The following is a 19,485-nucleotide window of genomic DNA, read 5'->3' on the forward strand; positions in this document are numbered from 1 at the left end:
CGCGCCGGGGCGGACCAGCCGGGCCGCGTCACCGAGGCCGTGTCACTGCCGGTCCGGGTCGTCGTCCAGCTCGGTCAGGAGTACCGGCTCGGTGAGCAGGCGGCGCACCCGGGCGGCCCGCTCGGGGTGGTCGAGCCAGGGCCGCAGCAGTCGCCAGCCGTGGTAGTAGCCGAGGACGTAGACGTTCATTCCGGGGGTGCGGACGAAGTCCACGGCCCACCTCGCCTCCGCGGCGGTGACCAGGGCCCAACGCGTCAGGTAGTCGACGATCTCCGCGTCCGGCCGTCCCTCGGCCGCGAGGAACGCGGCGTTGCCCCAGGCGCCCCAGAGCGCGTTCCGGGCGTCGTGGATCGCGGCGAAGTCGCTGCCGTCCGGGCCGATGCCGAGTGGGCTCAGGACGTTGTCGGTCAGCCACCGCTGCGCCCCGTCACCGGGAAAGACGATCTCCTGCGCGTGCAGCCCGAGCCCTTCGCTCAGCACGAAGGACGGCGAGATCATGAATCGGACCTGATGCTCCGGGAGGCCCGCTCCCTCGACCAGGTGGATCTCCTTCAGCATGGACTCGGCGATGTGCCCCGGGAACCCCTCGTGCGCGACGACGTACAGCAGGTCGGCGAGGTTGACCGGGACGCTGTCGCAGATGTAGAGCGTCGCTCGCCGTCCGCCCTGGTAGTGACCCCGGTGCGGGCCGGGGTCCAGGACGCACTCGACAGCGGTCTCCGCGGGCAGCGGCACGATCGCCTCGGTGCGGGCACGGGTTTCGGCGATGGCGCGGTGCACCAGCTCCGGCAGCCGGTCCGAGCGGTCCGGCGACAGGGTGTACGTCTGCTGCCAGCGGTGCAGGCGGGCCGCCAGTGACCCTCCGGTGGGCAGGGCGCCGTCGAGTTGGTCGTGCGCCACCGCGAAAACCGTCTCCGGCTGCCAGGTGGCCGCCACACCGAGACACTGCCTGGCGTACTCCTCCAGCGGCGGACGCGCGCCGTCCGCGCCGCCGACCATCGCCCGCATCGCGCGGAGCTGACCGGACAGGTGGGCCGCCCGGGTCCCGACGAAGGGCATCTCGCGCAGCAGGTGTGCGCAGTCCTCGATCAGCTCGGCGGGTGGCCTCGATTGTTCGGCCTCGACCTGGGCGCTCCACTCGGCGGGACCACGGTAGATGAGCACCGTTCCGCCAGCGTGGCTGGTCAACAGTTTGTTGACACGCAATGCCAGGACGGCGTAGGACTGGAGCCACGTCTCGGGATCTAGTTGAGTCTGCATGACTAAACTCTGGCGCGCGACGGCCGGGCACGCAAGAGTCGGTCCTCCGAATACTTTGCCCTTGCACTAAGTGTTTCGGCAGGCAATACTTAGCCGCATGGCACAGTATTCGGCCCAGCTCGACGGTGTGTTCGTCGCCCTGGCCGACCCGACCCGGCGCGACGTCATCCGACGCCTCGGCCGTGGTCCGACGAGCGTCGGTGACCTCGCCCGCGAGTTCCCGATGACCCTTCCCTCGTTCATGAAGCATGTGCGGACGCTCGAGACGAACGGCCTGATCCGCACGGTCAAGTCCGGTCGGGTACGCACCTGCGTGCTCAACCGCGAACGCCTCGCCCTTCTCGACGACTGGCTGGCCGAGCAGCGCCAGATCTGGGAGGAGCGCACCGACCGCCTCGAACGGCTGGTCACCGACCCGGAGGAGAACCACGATGAACCCCGACCTTGACCTCGCCCTGCGGCGGATCATCCGCGCCCCTCGCGCCCTCGTGTGGCGTGCCTGGACCGATCCGTCCCGCTTCGAGAAGTGGTGGCTGCCCGCTCCGACCCTGTGCCGCGTCGACCGCCTGGAGGTCCGGCCCGGTGGCGGGCTGGTGACCCGGATGAGCGACGACGGGGCGGAGTTCGTCCCGCACCTGGACGCGAGCTTCCTCGTCGTCGACGAACTGGAGCGGATCGTCTTCACGAACGCGATCGACAGCGAGTGGCGGCCGAGAAACCCGGCCCCGGTCCCGATGACCGCCGAGATCACCCTGACCGATCATCCAGACGGCACGGAATACCGGGTCCTGCTCCGGCACGGCGATCCCGCCGCCCGCGCCCGCCACGAGGAACTCGGCTTCGCCGAGGGCTGGGGGTCGGTCACCAAGCAACTCGCCGGAATCGCCGAGGGCGAGGCGGCACGATGAGGATCGCCGCACCGATCTCGTCACCCGGACCGTCCGCCGCGATTGCGGGCATCGACCGGGCGACCGGGTACCGGTGCGGCCGATCCGTCATCCACCGGTGCCCGGTCCGGCGCTGGCCCTACTCACTCGCCGGCCCTACTCACTCGGCGTCCCGGCTGCTCCCAGCCGCCGCCCGGCGTCGCCACCACGAACGCGCGGCCAGCCCGATCAACATCGCCGAGACGACGCCCGGACCACAATGGACCAGCAGAACCCCGGCCAGGCTCGGGCCGCCCCAGTCCCGCCGGTAGGTGGCGGGATCGGTCATGTCAATCACGAACGGCTCGGCGATCGCACGAACGATCAGATAGAGCCCGAACAGGATTCCGACAACGGCGAGAGCCTTCTTCATGCGCTCGACCATAGGAAGAGATCACTGGAATCCGCGTCGCCCTCCGGTAGCATCGCCGCGCTCGTACCTGGGTATGACCTGCCGGCCGGTCACCGCGACCCGTCGGCGTCGCCGGACTGCCCGCCGAGCCGGCGGGCGGCGTAACCGAGCGCGCCGACGGCCAGCACGCTCAGTAGGCCGAACCCGCTGCCGGCGACCGCAGTCGCCGACCGAAGACCACGAACACCCGGGCCCCGAGAATCGGCCCCAGGCCGATGACCACCGCATCGGGTCCGCCCAGCCGGCGCTCCAGCCGCTCCGCGGGCTCCTCCACGGCGTGGAATCTAAAGATCGTCGGTGAACACTCCGCGTCGGTGCACCCCACCGGGCAGGGCCGGCAGCGGTACGTCGTCCCACGGCACCCGGCCGAGCAGCCGGCCGAGGAAGAGCCCGAGCAGCAGCCCGGCGACCGAGTCGGTGATCCAGTGCCAGCCCAGGTAGGTGGTGGTGCCGAAGACGATGACCGGGGGCGCCAGCCGGATCACGGCGTACAGCCCGGTCGGGGCGTCGGGCCGGCCGAGCGTACGCAGCAGCGCGCCGAGCAGCAGCGCGATCGCCGCGTACCAGACGATGGCGTTCGCCACATGCCCCGACGGGTACGCGGTGCCGTCCGCCGGGTCGCTGAACAGCTCCTCCGGGTGCGCCAGCGCGAAGTTGTGCGGATAACCCCGGTCCAGCCACAGCTTCAGCGGGCCGATGGTGAACGAGGTCAGCACGAACGCGCCGATCGGCACCAGCAGCGGCCGGACGGACCGGGTACGCCAGCCGACCAGCACCGCCAGCCCGAACGCGATCGGCATCAGGAACCAGCCGCCCTGGCCCAGCGAGTTGAAGACCCGGGCCACCCAGTACGCCGGCCCCGGCCGGTGCGCGTCGACCCAGTCCCGTACCGCCAGATCGAGCCCGAGCAACTGGCCGGCGGCGAGCGCGGCGGTCAGCGCGACCACCGCCGCGACCAGTACGCCGTCCAGCCACCAGCCGGCCGGACGGACGGGGCGCAGCCGCAGCGGCCGGCGTACCGTCGTGGTCTCCCGCATAGCCGACCACGCTACCGGGCCGGCCGCCCCGGAGTCGGCGCAGGACGGCGGCCGGCCGGTTTCCGTCCCGCTGCCCCCGGGTGACCGCCGGCGATGTGTGCCCGCACACGTGAGGCGGCGCCCGGCGGCCCGGACCGGCATGCTTGTTGCCGTGCGGATCACCTCGGCCCTCGTCGACCCGGCGCTGCTCGACCTTCCCTGGTCGACCCCGCTGGAGGAGTGGCCCGCCGACCAGTTGGTGGCGCTACCCCAGGGAATCTCCCGGCACATCGTGCGATTCGTCCGCCTCGCCGGCACCGTGTACGCGGTCAAGGAGACCGGCGAACGGGTGGCCGAGCGGGAGTACGACCTGCTCCGCTCGCTGGAACGGATCGACTTCCCGTCCGTGCAGGCGGTCGCGATCGTCGCCGACCGGCAGGACGAGCGGGGCGAGCCGCTCGACCCGGTGCTGATCACCCGGCACCTCCAGTTCTCGCTTCCCTACCGGGCGCTCTTCTCGCACACGCTGCGTCCGGAGACGCTGAACCGGCTGCTCGACGCGCTGGCGGCGCTGATCGTCCGGATGCACCTGACCGGTTTCTTCTGGGGCGACTGCTCGCTGTCCAACACCCTGTTCCGGCGGGACGCCGGTGCGTTCGCCGCCTATCTGGTCGACGCCGAGACCGGCGCGCTGCACCCCCGGCTCTCCAACGGGCAACGGGACGAGGACCTGGAGATCGCCCGGGTCAACATCTTCGGCGAGGCGCTGGACCTGGAGGCCGCCGGGCTGCTGCACCCCTCGATCGACCCGGAGGTCGTCTGCGAGGAGGTGGTCCAGCGCTACCAGCGGCTGTGGCACGAGATCACCTACGAGCAGCAGATCGAGCGGGAGGCCCGGCACGACATCGAGGGCCGGATCCGCCGGCTCAACGAACTCGGCTTCGACGTCGCCGAGGTGGCGATGTCGGTGGTGGACAACGGCCGATACCTGGTCCGGCCCAAGGTGGTCGACGCCGGCTACCACAGCCGCCGGCTGCTCCGGCTGACCGGGCTGGACGCCGAGGAGAACCAGGCCCGGCGGCTCCTCAACGACCTGGACACCTACCGGGCGGAGAGCGACCTCACCGACGAACAGCAGGCGGCGCACCGCTGGCTGACCGAGGTCTTCGAGCCGGTGGTCCGGGCGGTGCCGGCACACCTGCGCGGAAAACTCGAACCGGCCGAACTCTTCGTGCAGGTCATCGAGCACCGCTGGCGGCTCTCCGAACGGGCCGGCCGGGACGTCGGGCTGGCCCCGGCCGTGCAGTCGTTCCTCGCCGACGAGCTGGTGCACCGCCCCGACGAGCAGGCCGTACTCGGCGTCGAGGTGCGCTGATCCTCAGCATCACCGCGGTCTAGTGCGGGGGATCGGGCCGGCCGGCTGGTGGCGGACTCGGCTGGCTCCGCCGAGCCGGACGACCGGGCTGACCCCGGGTGCCCGCCCGCCCCGGCTGGCCGGACTGCCGGGGTACGGTCCGCCGGCTGGGCCGGCTCGGATCCGACGACCGGCCCGCCGGTTCACCCGACCGGCCCGCCGATCCCCCGCTCGGCTCGGGCGGCGGTGGCAGCGGGGTACTCGCCTCTCTGAGCAGGCGGTTCAGTCCGGCCCGCCGGACCACCACGGTCAACACGTCCCCGGGCCGGAGGTGGTGCCCCGGCGGCGGGGACCACTCGGAACGCCGCTGGCCGGCACCGGTCAGCGCGATCACCCGGACCCACTCCGCCTGGCTGACCACCCGGAGTTCCTGCCCGGCCAGTGCCGCGCCGGGCGCGATCGGCACCTCCGCGACCAGCAACGCGTGCCGGGCCACCGGGATCGTCGCGATCACCGCCCGGTTGAGCAGGGCCGCCGAGAACGACGGCGCGGCCAGGTAGGAGACGCTGCGGGAGACCCCGATCCGGAAGGTCCTCTGGATCCGCTGCGCGAAGTCGCCGTCGAAGAGCCGCAGCACCACCCGCAGGTCGGCGCGGAGCGCCCGGGCGTTCAGCGCCGCCTGGAGGTTGGTCACGTCGTCGGTGGAGACCACCACCAGAGCCTGGGCGGTACCCACCGAGGCGGTGTCCAGGGTCTCCTCCCGAGCGGCGTCCCCGACGATCAGCGGGATGTTCAGCCGCCGGGCGACCGCCGCCCCCCGGGCCTCCGGATCCTTGTCGATGGCGACCACCTCGACGCCGAGGTCGTTGAGCTGCCACATCACCCGGGTACCGACGTTGCCCAGCCCGACCACCACGACGTGCCCGTTGCGCTCGCTCGGCAGCAGTCCGGCATCCAGCGCCAGCCGGGCCTTGACGATCCCGTCCACCACCGCGGCGGTGATCAGCGGAATCAACGCCAGTCCGGCCAGGTTCAGCACCACCTGGAGGATCTGGGCCGCCGCGCCCTTCTCGGTGTCCGGATCGGCGCCGACGATCGTGGTCACCATCGTCAGGTAGATCGCGTTTCCGATGCTGGTCTCCTCGGCGAAGGAGAGCAGGAAGCCGAGCACCACCACCACGATCAGCACCGCGATGGTGGCCATCCCGATCTTCCGGGTGGCGAACGAGCGCACCGCCCGGAGCAGTACCGAGGTGCGGCGCCGCCCCGGCCGCTGGGTGCGCAGCAGCCGCCGCCGGGTGGCCTGCTCGGTGCCGACCTGGCCGACCGCCTCGGCGAGTACCAGGTCGGCGTCCGCCGGATCGGCGGGCAGCACCACCGGGTGGTGCGGGTCCCGGGTGTCGGCCAGGCCGCAGACCACCTGCTCCGGCCGGACCTCGGCGCGGGGCGCGACGAAGAGGGTACGACCGCCGTGCCGGAAGTACGACGGTGCGACCTCGCCGAGCGCCGCCGCGACGAACGCGGGCGCGGCCATCGAGGCGTCGGAGAGTACGGCGCTGTTCGGGAAGAGCTGGCGGATGCCGTTGCCGAGGCTCATGTTGAACATCCGCAGCACCACCCGGAGGTCAGGTTCGACCTCCTGGGCGCAGAGGGCCGCGTGGATGTTGCCCACGTCGTCCTGGTGCAGCAGCGCCAGACCGGTCGCCCCGACCAGCCCGGCCGTCCTGAACGTCTCCTCGTCGAGCCGGTCCGACTGGATCACCCGGACGCCCCGGACCGACCGGATGTCCGACCCGTCCGACCGGCGGCGGTACGGCACGATCACGGTCACCCGTACGCCGCTGCTCTGCGGATCGTTGCCCAGCAGCTCGCTGACGAGGTGGACCGCGAGGGCGTCCTGGCCGCACACCACGTAGTGCGGGCGGTGGTCCCCGTTGGTCCGCAGGCCGTCCCGCAACCGCGTCTCGAAAGCGCGCCGGGCCCGGGTCCGCCAGAGATCCGCCATGCCCGGATGGTAGTCACTGTGATCAGTACGCGGGAGCCGCCGGAAGCCGGACGGGGCAACACGATCACCCAGCGTGTCGAAGAATGGAAGGCCCGGTCACGGGTAGTGCACTCCGGTGCAGACCTTCCTGCCGTATCCGGACTTCGGGCAGACCGCCCGGAGCCTGGACCGGCTGCGGCTGGGCAAGCAGCGGGTCGAGGCGATCCAGGTGCTGCGCGGCCTGGTCCGCCCCGGCTACGGCTGGCGGCACCACCCCGCGGTGAAGATGTGGGCCGGCTACGAGGAGGCGCTGGTCCGGTACGGCCTGGACGTCTGCGCCGAGTGGGTCTCGACCGGCCGGGCCGACACCTGCGCCGGCACGCTCGTCGCCGATCTCGCCGCCGGCTGCGGCCTGACCCGGGTACGCCGGCAGGACGAGTTGGCCGCCGCGGGTGAGCTGCCGCCCTGGGTCGGCCGGGAGGACCTGCACCTGAGCCACCGCTCGGCACTGCTGCGCAAGGATCCGGTGCACTATGGACCGATCTTCGGCGAGGTGCCGGAGGTGCCGTACGTCTGGCCCTCCTCCGACCGCCCACCAACCTGTCGGCCGTCGGCTCCGCCTCCTGGAGAGTCCTGATGCGACCGCCGCCGGAGCGGGTGCGGCGCGCCACCGACGCGCTGGTGGTGGGTGGCGGCGTCGCCGGGATCTCGGCGGCGGTCGTGCTCGCCGAGCGCGGTGTCCGGGTCACCGTGCTGGAGGCCCGGTCGCGGCTCGGCGGCCGGCTGGACACCCGGCCGGAGACGCTGACCGACGGCACGGTCGCACCGGTCGACCACGGTTTCCACGCCTTCTTCCGGCAGTACCACAACCTGCGGGCGATCCTGCGCCGGATCGATCCGGCGCTCACCTTACTCCGGCCGGTACCCGGTTATCCGGTGCTGCACGCCGACTGGCCGGCCGAGGACTTCGCCCGGCTGCCGGCGAGGCCGCCGTGGAGCCTGTTCGCGCTGCTGGCCCGCAGTCCCAGCCTGCGGCTGCGTGACCTGCCCGGGATGGACGGCCGGTCGGCCCTTCCGCTGCTGGCCTACCACCCCCGACGCACGTACGCCGAATTCGACGGCAGCACCGCCGAGGAGTTGCTCGACGCGCTGCGGTTGCCGGACCGGGCCCGGGCGATGCTCTTCGAGGTCTTCTCGCACTCGTTCTTCAACCACGAGGCGGACCTCTCCGCCGCCGAACTGATCGCCAACTTCCACTTCTATTTCCTTGGCAACCCGGAAGGGCTCGGCTTCGACGCCCCGGACCGGGACTACGAGTCGGCGATCTGGCGACCGCTCGCCGGCCACCTGCGCCGGTACGGTGCCCGGATCCTCCTCGGGCAGCCGGTGACGGCGGTACTGCCCGACGGCGACGGCTGGCGGCTGGAGACCGGCGCCGGGGTTCAGCACCGGGCCCGCGACCTCGTACTGGCCGTGGACCCGCCGGCCCTGACCGCGCTGCTGGCCGGTTCGCCGGAGCTGGCCGTCCGGGCACCGGTACTCGCCGGACAGGTGGCCCGACTCGGCACCGGCCCGCCGTACGCGGTCGCCCGGTACTGGCTGGCCGGCGACGTGGCCCCGGACCGGGCGGTCTTCAGCGGGGTGTCCCGGCGACCCACCCTGGACTCGGTGACCCTCTATCACCGGCTGGAGGCGCAGGCACGCGACTGGGCCACCCGGACCGGTGGTGCGGTGCTGGAACTGCACGCGTACGCCTGCCCGGACGGGGTACCCGCGCCGGAGCTGGCCCGGCGGATGCACGCCGAACTGGCCGGGCTCTGGCCGGAGGTCGCCGGCCTGCCGGTACGCGACCTGCGCTGCCGGGTCGAGCGGCGGGCCCCGGCGTTCCCTCCGGGCTGCTCGGCCGACCGGCCCGGCGTGCTCACCGACGCGGACCGGCTCTATCTGGCCGGCGACGGCATCCGCACCGAGTTGCCCAGCGCGCTGCTGGAGCGGGCCGCCCTGACCGGGATGCTCGCCGCCAACCACATCCTCCGGCGTGCCGGTGCGGCCACCGAACCCGTCCGGACCATCCCCCGGCACGGCCTGCTGGCCCGCCGCCCACGCCGGCCCTGACCCGGCACCGTCCCGCCGTCGCCCGCCGCAGCGGGAGGTTCGGTGCCGCGTCGGCCGCCGGGTCGAGGATATGGAGACCAGATCACGCAGCCCCGGCGGTCGACCCGGCCGAGCCGGCCCGACGGCCGGCCTGCGGGGGCAGCACGGCGGAGGGAAGTTCGGCGAGACCGGGACCGGCGAGCAGCGGCAGCCCGCCCGGCCGGCACCCGCCGTCGGCCTGTGCGCCGGCTACTTCGGTCAGTGTTCGCCGCCGACGGCGGCCCAGCCGACGGCGGCCAGGCAGATCAGCAGCACGATGCCAGCACGGCTGGTGGCGATCCGGGTCACCGTCCACGCGGTCTTCCGGAGCCCGGACAGGCTGGCCCTGGTCTTGCGGTAGTCCACCCAGGCCCGCCGGGCCACCGCGTACGCGGTGCCCACGAAGAGGCCGAACGCCACTCCGACCAGCAGGAAGGCGACACCGGGGCGGTCCACCAAGCCAGTGTCACCGGCACGGGTCGACGATCGCCATCGCCCGATCCGGTGACGGACGGTGATGACCAGTGGGCACTAGGCGACCGGCGGGCCGGTGACCGGTGGCGGGCACCCCGTCAGCGGTCGGCGGGAAGCAGGTCGACGATGTGCCGGGCGATCTCGAACGAGCTGGTCGCGGCCGGGGAGGGCGCGTTGAGCACGTGCACCTGCCGCTCCGCCTCGACGATCAGGAAGTCGTCCACCAGGCCGCCGTCCGGGCGTACGGCCTGGGCGCGTACCCCGGCGCCGGCCGGGACGATGTCGGCCTCGGTCAGCTCCGGCACCAGCCGCCCCAGGCTGGCCGCGAACCGCTTCCGGGACAGTGACCGGGTCACCTCGGTCAGCCCGTACCGGTAGTGCCGGCGGGCCAGCGCCCACAGGCCGGAGTAGCCGACCTGCTCCCAGACGTCACGCGGGTCGAACCGGCGCCACGAGTAGCCCTCGCGCGCGGTGGCGAGCACCGCGTTCGGGCCGGCGTGCACGGTGCCGTCGATCATGCGCGTCAGGTGTACGCCGAGAAACGGGAACTGCGGGTCGGGCACCGGATAGATCAGTCCACGCACCAGCTTCCGGCGCTCGGGAACCAGCTCGTAGTACTCGCCCCGGAACGGCACGATCCGGGCCGGCGGGTCGATGCCGGCCAGCCGGGCGATCCGGTCGGCGTGCAGCCCGGCGCAGTTCACCAGTACGTCGCCGGTCACCTCCCCCGCGCTGGTGTTCACGAGTACGCCGCCGGCCCGGCCGCGGATCCCGGTGACCGTGGTGTTCCGGCGAAGCTCGGCACCGCTCCCGGCGAGGAGGTGAGCGAGCCGCCGGCAGACCGCGCCGAAGTCGACGATCCCGGTCGAGGCGACCCGCAGCGCGGAGACGGCGGCGACGTGCGGCTCGTACTCGGCCGCCTCGATCGCGTTGAGCAGGGTGACCGGCAACCCGTTGGCAACCGCCCGCTCGTGCAGCGCGTGCAGTCGGGGCAGTTCGGCGGCCTCGGCGGCGACGATCAGCTTGCCGCAGACCTCGTGCGGCAACTCCTGCTCGGCGCAGAACCGCACCATCGAGGCGCTGCCGGCCCGACACAGCGTCGCCTTGAGACTCCCCGGCTTGTAGTAGACGCCGGCATGGATCACGCCCGAGTTGTGGCCGGTCTGGTGCGCGGCCCAGCCGGACTCCTTCTCCAGCACGGTCACCGTGTCCCGGGGCCGGGCGGTACGCAGCCGGTGCGCCACCGCGAGCCCGAGGATCCCGCCGCCCACGATCACGTACCTGGTCATCCGCGCTCCCCGGCCGGTGGCATCGGAGCCGATGGTATGCGCCCGCCCGCGCTCCGGCAGGCGTTCGTGAATGCGCCGGTCAGCGCGTGTCCCGTTACGACACTGTCGGGTTGACGACTGTTTCTTCCGCAACCTGGTAAGTCGCGACAAATATCAATACTAGTCTGGATCACCCCATTTTAGAGAACTATTCACAATAGGCAGGTCCGATGCCGACCTATGCACAATTGCAGGCTGAACCATGGTGGGGTCGGGAGATCATCACCTCGGAGCTGGACTGGCTCGGCGACGAACTGTGCCGACGCACCAAACGTCCCCGGGGCGCCTTCGGCACCAAGGGCGACAACAACCACCTGCGCGGCGCCCACCGCTCCCAGGAATGGATCCTCAAGTCCCGGTACTGCACCTCCCGGACGTACACGGTGCAGTCCGGGCTGACCGCCGTCCAACAGCGACACATCGCCGGGGTCGACTTCACGCCGGGATCGGCCGGCCAGATGGTCGCGCAGTGCAAACGGCTCTACGCCGCCCTGCGCGCCGGCCATCTCGAAGAGGTACGCGAGTTCTACGGCAACGTCGACGGCGACAAGGTCGTCGACGGCTGGGACAACGTACGGAACCGGGCCGCGAGCAGCGATTCCAGCCACCTGTGGCACTGGCATCTGACCCTCGACCGGCGCTCCTGCGCCGACAGACGCGTGATGGAGCGGATCCTGGCGATCGCGCTCGGAGACCCGACGGAGGAAGACGTGGACGACGCGACGATCGACAAGATCGCAACCCGTACCAAGACCAAGGTGATGGCCGACACCGGAATCCAGCAGTTGCTGGCCCGGGTCCAGCAGTTGACCGTCAACCAGGCGGCCCTGCTCGACGCCGTCGGCCGGGACACGACCGACGAGAAGGCCATCGTCGACGGGGTACTGGCCGGGCTCGGCCAGCGCGACATGGACAGCGTTGCGGCCGCCCTGAAGACCGCGTTCGGCGACCGGTCGGCGGAACTGGCGGCGAAACTCGGCACCCCGGCGAGCTGACGTGTGGGTGAACTGGCAAATCTCCTCCCTGCCGGCGGCGTCGGTGCCGTCGGCGTCGGAGGCCTGCTCGTCATGATCGTGGCGTACCTGCTCAATGCCAACCGGGCCGATCGCAAGGAGTACCAGGAGGCGATCGACCGCGCCGAGAAGCGCGCGGACGACGCCGCACGCCGGACCGATGCCGCCGAACAGCGCGCGGAAGGGCTGCAACAGGCCGTGGACGAGGCCCGCCGGGCGCGACGGGCCGCCGAGGACGCGCTCGCCCTCGTCGAACGCGAGTTGCACCGCTACCGCCCGAACAGCTCGGCATGACCCCGACGAGGTGTCGGCGCGGCGAGCAGGCCCGTACGAACACCACCCGTCGGGCTCTCTATGGGAGGTAGGGCGGCATGACCGAGGAGACGGAGATCTTCCGCCGTCGGATGGACCGGCGCATCCGACGTCGGTTCGTCATCGTGGTCGTGGCGACCGCGTTGATCGCGGCGACGGGCGGCTGGGCCTGGGCCCGCCTCGACCGGCAGGCCGCCGTGGAACAGCGCCGTGCGGCGACCGCCGTCTCCGGCGCCGAGCAGCTCTGCCAGCAGGTACGCCAACTCGGCGGCGAGTGCGTCGTCGACCCCGCCAACCTGCGCGGCGAACAGGGCCCGGCCGGTCCGGAGGGCCCACCCGGGCCACCGGGATTGCCCGGTCAGGACGGTAGACCCGGTGATCCGGGCCCGCCCGGCGAGCCCGGACCGCCGGGCGATCCCGGTCCGGCCGGTGCTCCCGGCCCCAGCGGCCCCAACGGCGAGCCGGGCGCCACCGGGCCGGACGGGCCGGAGGGTCCCGCCGGGCCGACGGGTCCCGCCGGGCCGACGGGCGAGCCGGGTCCGCCCGGTCCGACCTGCCCCGTCGGTACGACCCTGCTGACTCTCTCGGTGGTGACGCCCGAGGGGCCACGGCAGATCGCCGCCTGCGTCGTCGACCCGACGCCGCAGGCCCGCGCCAGGGTGCTTACGACATCGCCCGCCGGATCACCGCGGCATGGGCCGACGCAATGAGCCTGGCACTGGCGGGAGGGGAGTTGGAGCCCCCGGTCGGACTCGAACCGACGACCACTCGCTTACAAGGCGAGTGCTCTGGCCAACTGAGCTACAGGGGCGCGATGTTCGTGGTCAGCATAGCCACAGATGCCCTCCTACCATGGGCGGCACCGATTCCGATACCCGACACCGGCCGGCACCCCACACACTTGATGGGGGAGCGTGCCCAGATGCCCGAAATGTTCGTCAGATACATCCCACGAAGGGCCCCCGACCTTGGCATGTGAGAAAAACCCGTTTACCGTGGCGTGACGCGGACGACACCCGAGGCTGCCCACGGCTGCCCGGATGCCTTCCACGGACCGGTGCGGTAACGCGCCGGTCGCTCTTTCACTCGGATCGTCCGGCACGTTCCTGCCGGTGAAAGGAAGCGCTGCACCATGGCTACGGTCACCTACTCGAAAGCCACCCGGATCTACCCGGGTACGGAGCGCCCAGCGGTCGACCACCTCGACCTGGAGATCGGCGACGGCGAGTTCCTCGTCCTGGTCGGCCCCTCCGGCTGCGGCAAGTCCACCAGCCTGCGGATGCTCGCCGGGCTGGAAGACGTCGACGACGGCTCGATCTACATCGACACCCGGGACGTCACCCACCTGCCGCCGAAGGCCCGCGACATCGCGATGGTCTTCCAGAACTACGCGCTCTACCCGCACATGACCGTCTACGAGAACATGGCGTTCGCGCTGAAGCTCCGCAAGACCTCGAAGTCGGAGATCGACCGGCGGGTCAAGGAAGCGGCCGCCCTGCTCCAGCTGGAGGACTACCTCAGCCGCAAGCCCAAGGCGCTCTCCGGCGGTCAACGCCAGCGGGTCGCGATGGGCCGGGCGATCGTCCGCGAGCCCCAGGTCTTCCTGATGGACGAGCCGCTGTCCAACCTGGACGCCAAGCTCCGGGTGCAGACCCGTACCCAGATCGCGACTCTCCAGGCCAAGCTCGGCGTCACCACCGTCTACGTGACGCACGACCAGGTCGAGGCGATGACCATGGGCCACCGGGTGGCGGTCATGCTGGACGGCGTACTCCAGCAGGTCGACACCCCGCGTGAGCTCTACGACACCCCGGCCAACGTCTTCGTCGCCGGCTTCATGGGCTCCCCCGCCATGAACATCAAGACCGTGCCGCTGACCGACAACGGCGCCATGTTCGCCGATCTGGCCATCCCGCTGACCCGGGAGCAGATCGCCGCGGCCAAGGCCGAGGGTGGCAACGGCAAGGTGACCGTCGGCTTCCGTCCGGAGGACTGCGACCTGGTCTCGGAGAGCGAGGGCGGCCTCGCCCTCGTCGTCGAGCTGGTCGAGGACCTGGGCTCGGACGCGAACGTCTACGGCCACGCCGCGATCGACGGCACCTCGGAGCGGTTCGTGGTGCGTACCGACCGCCGGCACATGCCGAACATGGGTGACACCGTCTACGTCAAGCCGCGTACCGGTCGGAACCACGCGTTCCACGCCGTGACCGGCACCCGGATCTGATCCGGTTCCACACCGCACGTCGGGGCGGTCGCTTCCACTGGGAGCGACCGCCCTTTGTGGTTCCGCCGGGCCTCGCTCGGCCCTGTTCAGCCTCGGGTGCTCAGTCCGCGGCGGGCTGCCCGGCGAACTTCTGGACGATGGCCGCGACGGCGGCCACCACCACCTCGCGGTGTGCACGCCGCCGCTGAGCGGGACACCACCGTCGCCGGGGTCGCGCTGGCCTGGGTACGCCAGCGGCCGATCGTCACCTCGACGATCATCGGTGCCCGAACCGTCACCCAGCTCGACGCCAACCTCGGCTCGCTCGACGTGACCCTCTCCCCGGAGTATCTCGCCGAGCTCGACGGCCTGACCACTCCGGCGCTCAACTTCCCGGCCACCTTCCTGCGCAACCTCGGCTTTCCCGCCCAGCAGGGAACCACTGTGATCAACGGGTACCGGGCCGGCACCTGACCGCGCCGACCCGTGCCCGAGGTGTGCCGATCGGGGCCGGCGGCCGGCCGAAGCCGGCCGCCGGCCGTTACCTGGATCCGGCGTCAGAGCCTGCCCGCGCCAGCACCCGCGGTGACGGATGCCTTGACCGTGCCGACGTTCTCCGCGGTGTAGCCGTACGGGACCGGGGCCACCGAGCCGTTGACCTCGCACGGGCCGGAGTTGGTCAGCGAGTTGTTCCGGGCCACCAGCCGTCCGGGATCGGAGTCCGCGTACCCGCTCGCCGACCAGCACGCCTGCTGCACGTTCTCGAAGACGTTGGCTTCGACGAGTACCCCGGCGTTCATCGTGGAGGCGATGGCGTAGGAGTCGGCGTTGTTGTTGACGTTGGAGTAGTAGTTGTTGAAGACGTGCACCGTCTCGCCGAAGCGCACCCGGGGGCTGCGCTCGAAGGTGCGGTCGAACCAGTTGTGGTGGTACGTGATCCGTAGGTGACCCACGTCCTCGCCGGAGTTGCCGTCGGAGTGCCCGACCAGCGAGGTCTTCCAGTGGTTGCGGACGACGTTCCAGGACAGCGTGATGTAGTCACCGGCGTGGGTGATGTCGATCATGCCATCGTAGTGGTCGGGGTCGTCCTCGATGGTGCTGGACAGCGTGTTGTGGTCGATCCAGATGTGCGTCGCGTTCTCGATCTGGATCGCGTCCCCGCCGGTCACCCCACGGATGTTCATGTTCTGGATGATCACGTTGGCCGGCTGCATGTCCTCGATGTTGAGGGTGGTGCCGGAGATGCCGGAGTTCGCGCCGACGCCCCGGATCGTCTTGTTCGCCGTGATCTCCACCGTCCCCGAGCCACTGAGCATGCCGTTGACCAGGATGGTCCTGGCCCCCGAGGCCTGCGCCTGGGTCCGGAAGTCGGCGAAACTCGTCACGGTGACCGTGGAGCCACCCGCACCGCCGGTGGTGCCACCGGCCTGGGCGGCCCAGCCGATCAGACCGGTCTGCGGCGGGCCGCTGGTCGGCGGCGGCGTCGTGGGTGCCGGGGTGGTGGGCGGGGGCGTCGTCGGGTTCGTGGTCGGACCGCCGGGCAGCCCGACCCGGCCCACGCCGGCCTGCGCGGAGACCACGGCCTTCATGTCGCAGGCGGTCTGCACGGTGTACGGGTACGGCGGGTTGCTGACGCTGCCGCCGGTCTGGCCGGAACCGGAGTTGATCAGACAGTTGTTCCGGGCCACCAGCCGGCCGTCCCCGGAGTCCCCCTCACCGAGGTGGTACGGGTCGTCGACGTTCTCGAAATAGTTGCCCTCGACGATCACGCCGGCGTTCTCGGTCGACGCGACACCGTAGTCGCCGGTGTTCAGGTAGTAGTTGTTGTAGACGTGCACCTGGTCGCCGAAGCGGACCCGGGGGTTGCGCTGGTTGGTGTTGTCGAAGAAGTTGTGGTGGTAGCTCACCAACAGATGGCCGACGTCCTGGGCGGCGTTGCCGTCGTCGTGCCCGAGCAGCATGTTCTTGTCGGTACCGTCCGCGTGGTTGTACGAGATCGTCACGTACGACGAGCCGCGCTTGACGTCGACGCCGCCGTCGGCACCGGTCGTCCAGGTGTTGTGGTCGATCCAGATGTGGTGCGAGAACATCTGCACGTTCACCGCGTCGTCGTCCCAGTTGCGGAAGTTGAGGTTCCGCAGGATGACGTTGTGCACCGCGTTCGACGGCGGCGAGGTGATGTCGTCGTCGATCGGCAGGCCGATGTTGAGGCCACCGCCGGTGAAGCCGGAGTTGGATCCGAGGCCGACGATCGTCTTGTCCGAGCTGACCTCGTGCATCGGTCCGGGCAGATCGATCATTCCGCTGACCTGGATGATCTTCGGTCCGGCCGACGCCGCCTCGGTGACGAACTGTGCCGCCGAGGTGACCGTGACGGTCGGGCCGCCCGCGCCACCGGTGGTGCCGTTCTGGCCGAGCGCGTTGACCCCGGCCCAGCCGTCGGCCACGTTGGTCCCGGGGTTGCCGGTCGGCGGCGGGGTGGTGGTCGGGCCGCCGGTCGGCGGCGTGGTCGGCGTACTCACGCTGTCGCTGACCAGTACGTCGTCGAAGTTGGCGGTGGCGTTGAAGGTGGCCACCCCGATTCGGCCGGTGGCGTACTGGCTGTCGGTGCCCTCGGTGAGCAGCGTGTCGTTGACGTACCCGCGCAGCGAGCTGCCCGAGACGTCCAGCCGGAGCGTGTACCAGTTGTTCAGGCCGACCGTCACGCTGGCGGTGTCCAGCGTGGTCGCGGAGCCGTTGGAGAGCCGCTTCAGCTCGACGGTGTTGTTGCTGCGCAGCGCCAGGTAGTAGTAGCTGGTGTTGCTCTGCACCCGGGCCAGCACCGCGACGAACCGGTTCGAGCCGTTGAACGCGGTCGGCTTGACCCGGGTCTGCACGGTGTAGTTGCTCCAGCTCGTGGTGCCGGCCAGCGCCCGGGCGTCGCTGCTGCTGCCACCCTGCTGGTAGACCCGGCTGCCGTCGGTGCCCACCGACCAGGAGCCGCCGGATGCGGTCCAGCCGCTGGAATTGCCGTCCTCGAAGTCGTCGGAGAAGAGCGTCGCGGCCTGGGCGGTGGCGCCCATTCCGACCGCGAGGGCGACCGCGGCGAGCGCGGCGCCGGTCGAGATCAGGAGACCACGACGGTGTCTCCGCCGGGTTTCGGTGATACTCACGGAACCTCCTCGGGTTATGTGTTTGCCCTGTCGGGCACCGGCCTCGGATTCACGGAGCTATGCATTGACCTTTGTCGATCTTTAAGTGCCGGATCGGCCCAGGACGGCCGGACTCGACACGCCGGGTGTGCGGAGGGAACGGGGCTGCGGAGGCGGTCGGCCCGGCGGCCTGCCGGCGTGCGAGACCGACCGGGAGTGGGCTGTGCCGGAACCGCGCGCGGCGGTGCGGTGGTGCGGGCCGGTACCGCCGCGCGCGGGATCCCTAGAAGGGCAGCTTTCCGGTACCGCTGCCCGCCATCACCGTCGCCCGGATGCCGTTCGGGTCGGCGACGGTGTAGGAGTAGTAGCTGCTCGGCTCGGTCACCGAGCCGCCGGAGTCACCCGGCTCGCTCGTACCGGCCAGCACGTTGTTCCGGGCGACCAGCCGGCCCCGGTCCCCGGCGTAGCTGATCGACCAGGGCACCTCGACGTCCTCGAAGTAGTTGCCCTCGACCACGCAGCCCGAGTTCATCTGGCAGGCCACTCCGACGTCGGTGTTGTAGACGAAGTAGTTGTTGAAGACGTGCACCGGGTCGCCGAACCTGACCCGGGGGTTGCGCTGCGGCGTACGGTCGAACCAGTTGTGGTGGTAGGTGACCTTGAGATATCCGGTGTCCTGCGCCGCGTTGCTGTCGTCATGCCCGAGCAGCATGTTCTTGGTGTGGTGGTGGGTGTGGTTCCACGACACCGTCACGTAGCTGGCGCCCCGCTTGACGTCGATGAGGCCGTCGTAGCCGGCCGACAGGTCGTTGTGGTCGATCCAGACGTGGTGCGAGAACATCTGCACGTTGATCGCGTCGTCGACGGTGTTCCGGAAGTTCAGGTTCCGGACGATCACGTTGTGGATGGCGTTCGCCGGTGGGCTGGTCGCGTCGCTCACCGGCAGCCCGATGTTCAGCCCGCCGCCGGTGATCCCGGAGTTGGCGCCCACCCCGACGATGGTCTTGTCGGACATCACGTCGTGCATCGGGCCGGGCAGAGCGATCATGCCGTTGACCCGGATGTTCAGCGGGCCGGGCTGGCTGATCGCGGTGAGCAGGTCGGTGGCGTTCGAGACGGTCACCGTCGGGCCGCCGGCCCCACCGGTGGTGCCGTTCTGGCCGAGCGCGTTCACCGACGCGAAGCCGACCGGCGGGGCGCCCGGGTCGAGCGGCGGACCGGTCGGCGGCAGGGTCGGCCCGGTGGTCGGGCCACCGGTCGGCGGCGTACCGGTCACGGTCGCCACCTCGACGTCGTCGAAGGAGGCGCTGGCGTACGAGGCGGCCAGGCCGACCCGCCCGGCGGAGAGTACCGAGTCGGTGGCCTGCACCGACAGGCTGCCGTTGACGTACCCGCGCAGCGTGCTGCCGGTCGCCTCCAGCCGCAGCGTCGCCCAGGTGTTCACCGGTACCGCGCCGGAACCGCTGGCCAGCGCCACCGGCGCCGAACCGTCCCGCTTGACCAGTTGTACCCCGCCGCCGCTGGTGACCACGAGCGCGTAGTAGCGGCTGGAGCTCTGCGCCCGGGCGATCACCCCGACGTGCCGGTTGGCACCGTTGAACCCGGTCGGCTTGACCCGGCCCTGCACCGCGTAGTCGCTCCACGAGGTGGTGCCGGTGAGGGTACGGGCGTCGCTGCTCTGCCCGGACTGCCGGTAGACCCGGGTGCCGTCGGTCGCCACCGCCCAGCTTCCGCCGGAGGTCGACCAGCCGGAGGAGTTGCCGTCCTCGAAGTTGTCGGTGAGCAGGGTGTCGGCGAAGGCGGCCGGCATCGCGACGGTGATCGCGGCGGCGGCGAGCATTCCGGCCGCGCCCGCGACGGCGACCAGCCGCCACCTCGGTCGTCCCCGGGACTGGTTGGCATGCACAGTGAGCCTCCCTGTGGTGGTGGGGGTGGTGGG

Annotated in this window: 19 protein-coding genes and 1 tRNA gene; 10 read left to right on the forward strand and 10 right to left on the reverse strand. The window is 71.2% G+C overall.

Annotated elements, in window-relative coordinates; genetic code table 11:
- Nucleotides 1-42 precede the first annotated feature (42 nt).
- A complete protein-coding gene (locus ACQEVC_RS06365) occupies nt 43-1,260 on the reverse strand; it encodes a hypothetical protein (RefSeq protein ID WP_432874145.1) in 1,218 nt (405 codons plus the stop codon).
- Between the two features lie 97 nt (nt 1,261-1,357).
- On the opposite strand from ACQEVC_RS06365, the gene ACQEVC_RS06370 reads away from it, so the two are divergent.
- Nucleotides 1,358-1,708 carry an ArsR/SmtB family transcription factor gene (locus tag ACQEVC_RS06370; RefSeq protein ID WP_346261587.1) on the forward strand — a complete coding sequence of 117 codons (351 nt, stop codon included), beginning with the start codon at nt 1,358-1,360 and terminating at the stop codon, nt 1,706-1,708.
- A complete protein-coding gene (locus ACQEVC_RS06375) occupies nt 1,692-2,168 on the forward strand; it encodes an SRPBCC domain-containing protein (RefSeq protein ID WP_432874147.1) in 477 nt (158 codons plus the stop codon). Before ACQEVC_RS06370 ends, ACQEVC_RS06375 begins: the two co-directional genes overlap by 17 nt.
- A 139-nt stretch (nt 2,169-2,307) precedes the next feature.
- Here ACQEVC_RS06375 and ACQEVC_RS06380 read toward each other — a convergent pair whose 3' ends face one another.
- The 3 genes from ACQEVC_RS06380 to ACQEVC_RS06390 all read right to left on the reverse strand — a co-directional run bounded on the left by ACQEVC_RS06380 (nt 2,308) and on the right by ACQEVC_RS06390 (nt 3,635).
- Nucleotides 2,308-2,559, reverse strand: coding sequence for a hypothetical protein (locus ACQEVC_RS06380; protein ID WP_432874148.1), 252 nt, complete (start codon nt 2,557-2,559; stop codon nt 2,308-2,310).
- A gap of 169 nt (nt 2,560-2,728) precedes the next feature.
- Entirely contained in the window at nt 2,729-2,872 is a 144-nt protein-coding gene (locus ACQEVC_RS06385; protein ID WP_432874150.1) for a hypothetical protein, read from the reverse strand.
- 10 nt (nt 2,873-2,882) lie between these two features.
- Complete coding sequence (locus ACQEVC_RS06390; protein WP_432874152.1) at nt 2,883-3,635, reverse strand: phosphatase PAP2 family protein; 753 nt, start codon at nt 3,633-3,635, stop codon at nt 2,883-2,885.
- A 97-nt stretch (nt 3,636-3,732) separates the two neighbouring features.
- Here ACQEVC_RS06390 and ACQEVC_RS06395 point away from each other — a divergent pair, with 97 nt between their 5' ends.
- The gene (locus tag ACQEVC_RS06395) at nt 3,733-4,989 is read left to right on the forward strand and encodes a DUF4032 domain-containing protein (protein ID WP_432891073.1); all 1,257 of its coding nucleotides are present in this window, start codon (nt 3,733-3,735) and stop codon (nt 4,987-4,989) included.
- 19 nt (nt 4,990-5,008) lie between these two features.
- Here ACQEVC_RS06395 and ACQEVC_RS06400 read toward each other — a convergent pair whose 3' ends face one another.
- Entirely contained in the window at nt 5,009-6,973 is a 1,965-nt protein-coding gene (locus ACQEVC_RS06400) for an NAD-binding protein (RefSeq protein WP_432874154.1), read from the reverse strand.
- Between the two features lie 115 nt (nt 6,974-7,088).
- Here ACQEVC_RS06400 and ACQEVC_RS06405 point away from each other — a divergent pair, with 115 nt between their 5' ends.
- Nucleotides 7,089-7,589, forward strand: a complete 501-nt coding sequence (locus tag ACQEVC_RS06405; RefSeq protein ID WP_432874156.1) for an MSMEG_6728 family protein — start codon at nt 7,089-7,091, stop codon at nt 7,587-7,589.
- Nucleotides 7,589-9,067 carry an FAD-dependent oxidoreductase gene (locus ACQEVC_RS06410; RefSeq protein WP_432874157.1) on the forward strand — a complete coding sequence of 493 codons (1,479 nt, stop codon included), beginning with the start codon at nt 7,589-7,591 and terminating at the stop codon, nt 9,065-9,067. The genes ACQEVC_RS06405 and ACQEVC_RS06410 overlap by 1 nt, the downstream gene beginning before the upstream one ends.
- A 237-nt stretch (nt 9,068-9,304) precedes the next feature.
- Here ACQEVC_RS06410 and ACQEVC_RS06415 read toward each other — a convergent pair whose 3' ends face one another.
- A complete protein-coding gene (locus ACQEVC_RS06415) occupies nt 9,305-9,541 on the reverse strand; it encodes a hypothetical protein (RefSeq protein WP_432874159.1) in 237 nt (78 codons plus the stop codon).
- A gap of 116 nt (nt 9,542-9,657) precedes the next feature.
- On the reverse strand, nt 9,658-10,848 hold the full coding sequence (lhgO, locus tag ACQEVC_RS06420; protein WP_432874160.1) for an L-2-hydroxyglutarate oxidase: 1,191 nt from the start codon (nt 10,846-10,848) through the stop codon (nt 9,658-9,660).
- A gap of 209 nt (nt 10,849-11,057) precedes the next feature.
- Here lhgO and ACQEVC_RS06425 point away from each other — a divergent pair, with 209 nt between their 5' ends.
- The 3 genes from ACQEVC_RS06425 to ACQEVC_RS06435 all read left to right on the forward strand — a co-directional run bounded on the left by ACQEVC_RS06425 (nt 11,058) and on the right by ACQEVC_RS06435 (nt 12,922).
- Nucleotides 11,058-11,882, forward strand: a complete 825-nt coding sequence (locus tag ACQEVC_RS06425) for a hypothetical protein (protein ID WP_432874161.1) — start codon at nt 11,058-11,060, stop codon at nt 11,880-11,882.
- A 72-nt stretch (nt 11,883-11,954) separates the two neighbouring features.
- Nucleotides 11,955-12,194: a hypothetical protein gene (locus ACQEVC_RS06430; RefSeq protein WP_432874162.1), complete on the forward strand. Its 240-nt coding sequence runs from the start codon at nt 11,955-11,957 to the stop codon at nt 12,192-12,194.
- Between the two features lie 77 nt (nt 12,195-12,271).
- On the forward strand, nt 12,272-12,922 hold the full coding sequence (locus tag ACQEVC_RS06435) for a hypothetical protein (RefSeq protein ID WP_432874164.1): 651 nt from the start codon (nt 12,272-12,274) through the stop codon (nt 12,920-12,922).
- Nucleotides 12,923-12,946: 24 nt separating this feature from the next.
- Here the strand turns inward: ACQEVC_RS06435 and ACQEVC_RS06440 are convergent.
- Nucleotides 12,947-13,023: transfer RNA gene (locus ACQEVC_RS06440), tRNA-Thr, on the reverse strand.
- Nucleotides 13,024-13,344: 321 nt separating this feature from the next.
- Between ACQEVC_RS06440 and ACQEVC_RS06445 the strand changes: the two genes are divergently transcribed.
- Together ACQEVC_RS06445 and ACQEVC_RS06450 are read left to right on the forward strand one after the other, a co-directional pair.
- Entirely contained in the window at nt 13,345-14,436 is a 1,092-nt protein-coding gene (locus tag ACQEVC_RS06445) for an ABC transporter ATP-binding protein (RefSeq protein WP_432874165.1), read from the forward strand.
- Between the two features lie 96 nt (nt 14,437-14,532).
- On the forward strand, nt 14,533-14,889 hold the full coding sequence (locus ACQEVC_RS06450; RefSeq protein WP_432874167.1) for an aldo/keto reductase: 357 nt from the start codon (nt 14,533-14,535) through the stop codon (nt 14,887-14,889).
- Nucleotides 14,890-14,972: 83 nt separating this feature from the next.
- Here ACQEVC_RS06450 and ACQEVC_RS06455 read toward each other — a convergent pair whose 3' ends face one another.
- Together ACQEVC_RS06455 and ACQEVC_RS06460 are read right to left on the reverse strand one after the other, a co-directional pair.
- Nucleotides 14,973-17,567 (reverse strand): family 16 glycoside hydrolase, encoded by a 2,595-nt coding sequence (locus ACQEVC_RS06455; protein WP_432874169.1) that lies wholly within the window; start codon nt 17,565-17,567, stop codon nt 14,973-14,975.
- A gap of 262 nt (nt 17,568-17,829) precedes the next feature.
- The gene (locus ACQEVC_RS06460) at nt 17,830-19,452 is read right to left on the reverse strand and encodes a pectate lyase family protein (protein WP_432874171.1); all 1,623 of its coding nucleotides are present in this window, start codon (nt 19,450-19,452) and stop codon (nt 17,830-17,832) included.
- Nucleotides 19,453-19,485: the final 33 nt, after the last annotated feature.

The organism is Plantactinospora sp. CA-294935, from assembly GCF_050936445.1.
In the GTDB taxonomy this organism is placed as follows: Bacteria; Actinomycetota; Actinomycetes; order Mycobacteriales; family Micromonosporaceae; genus Plantactinospora.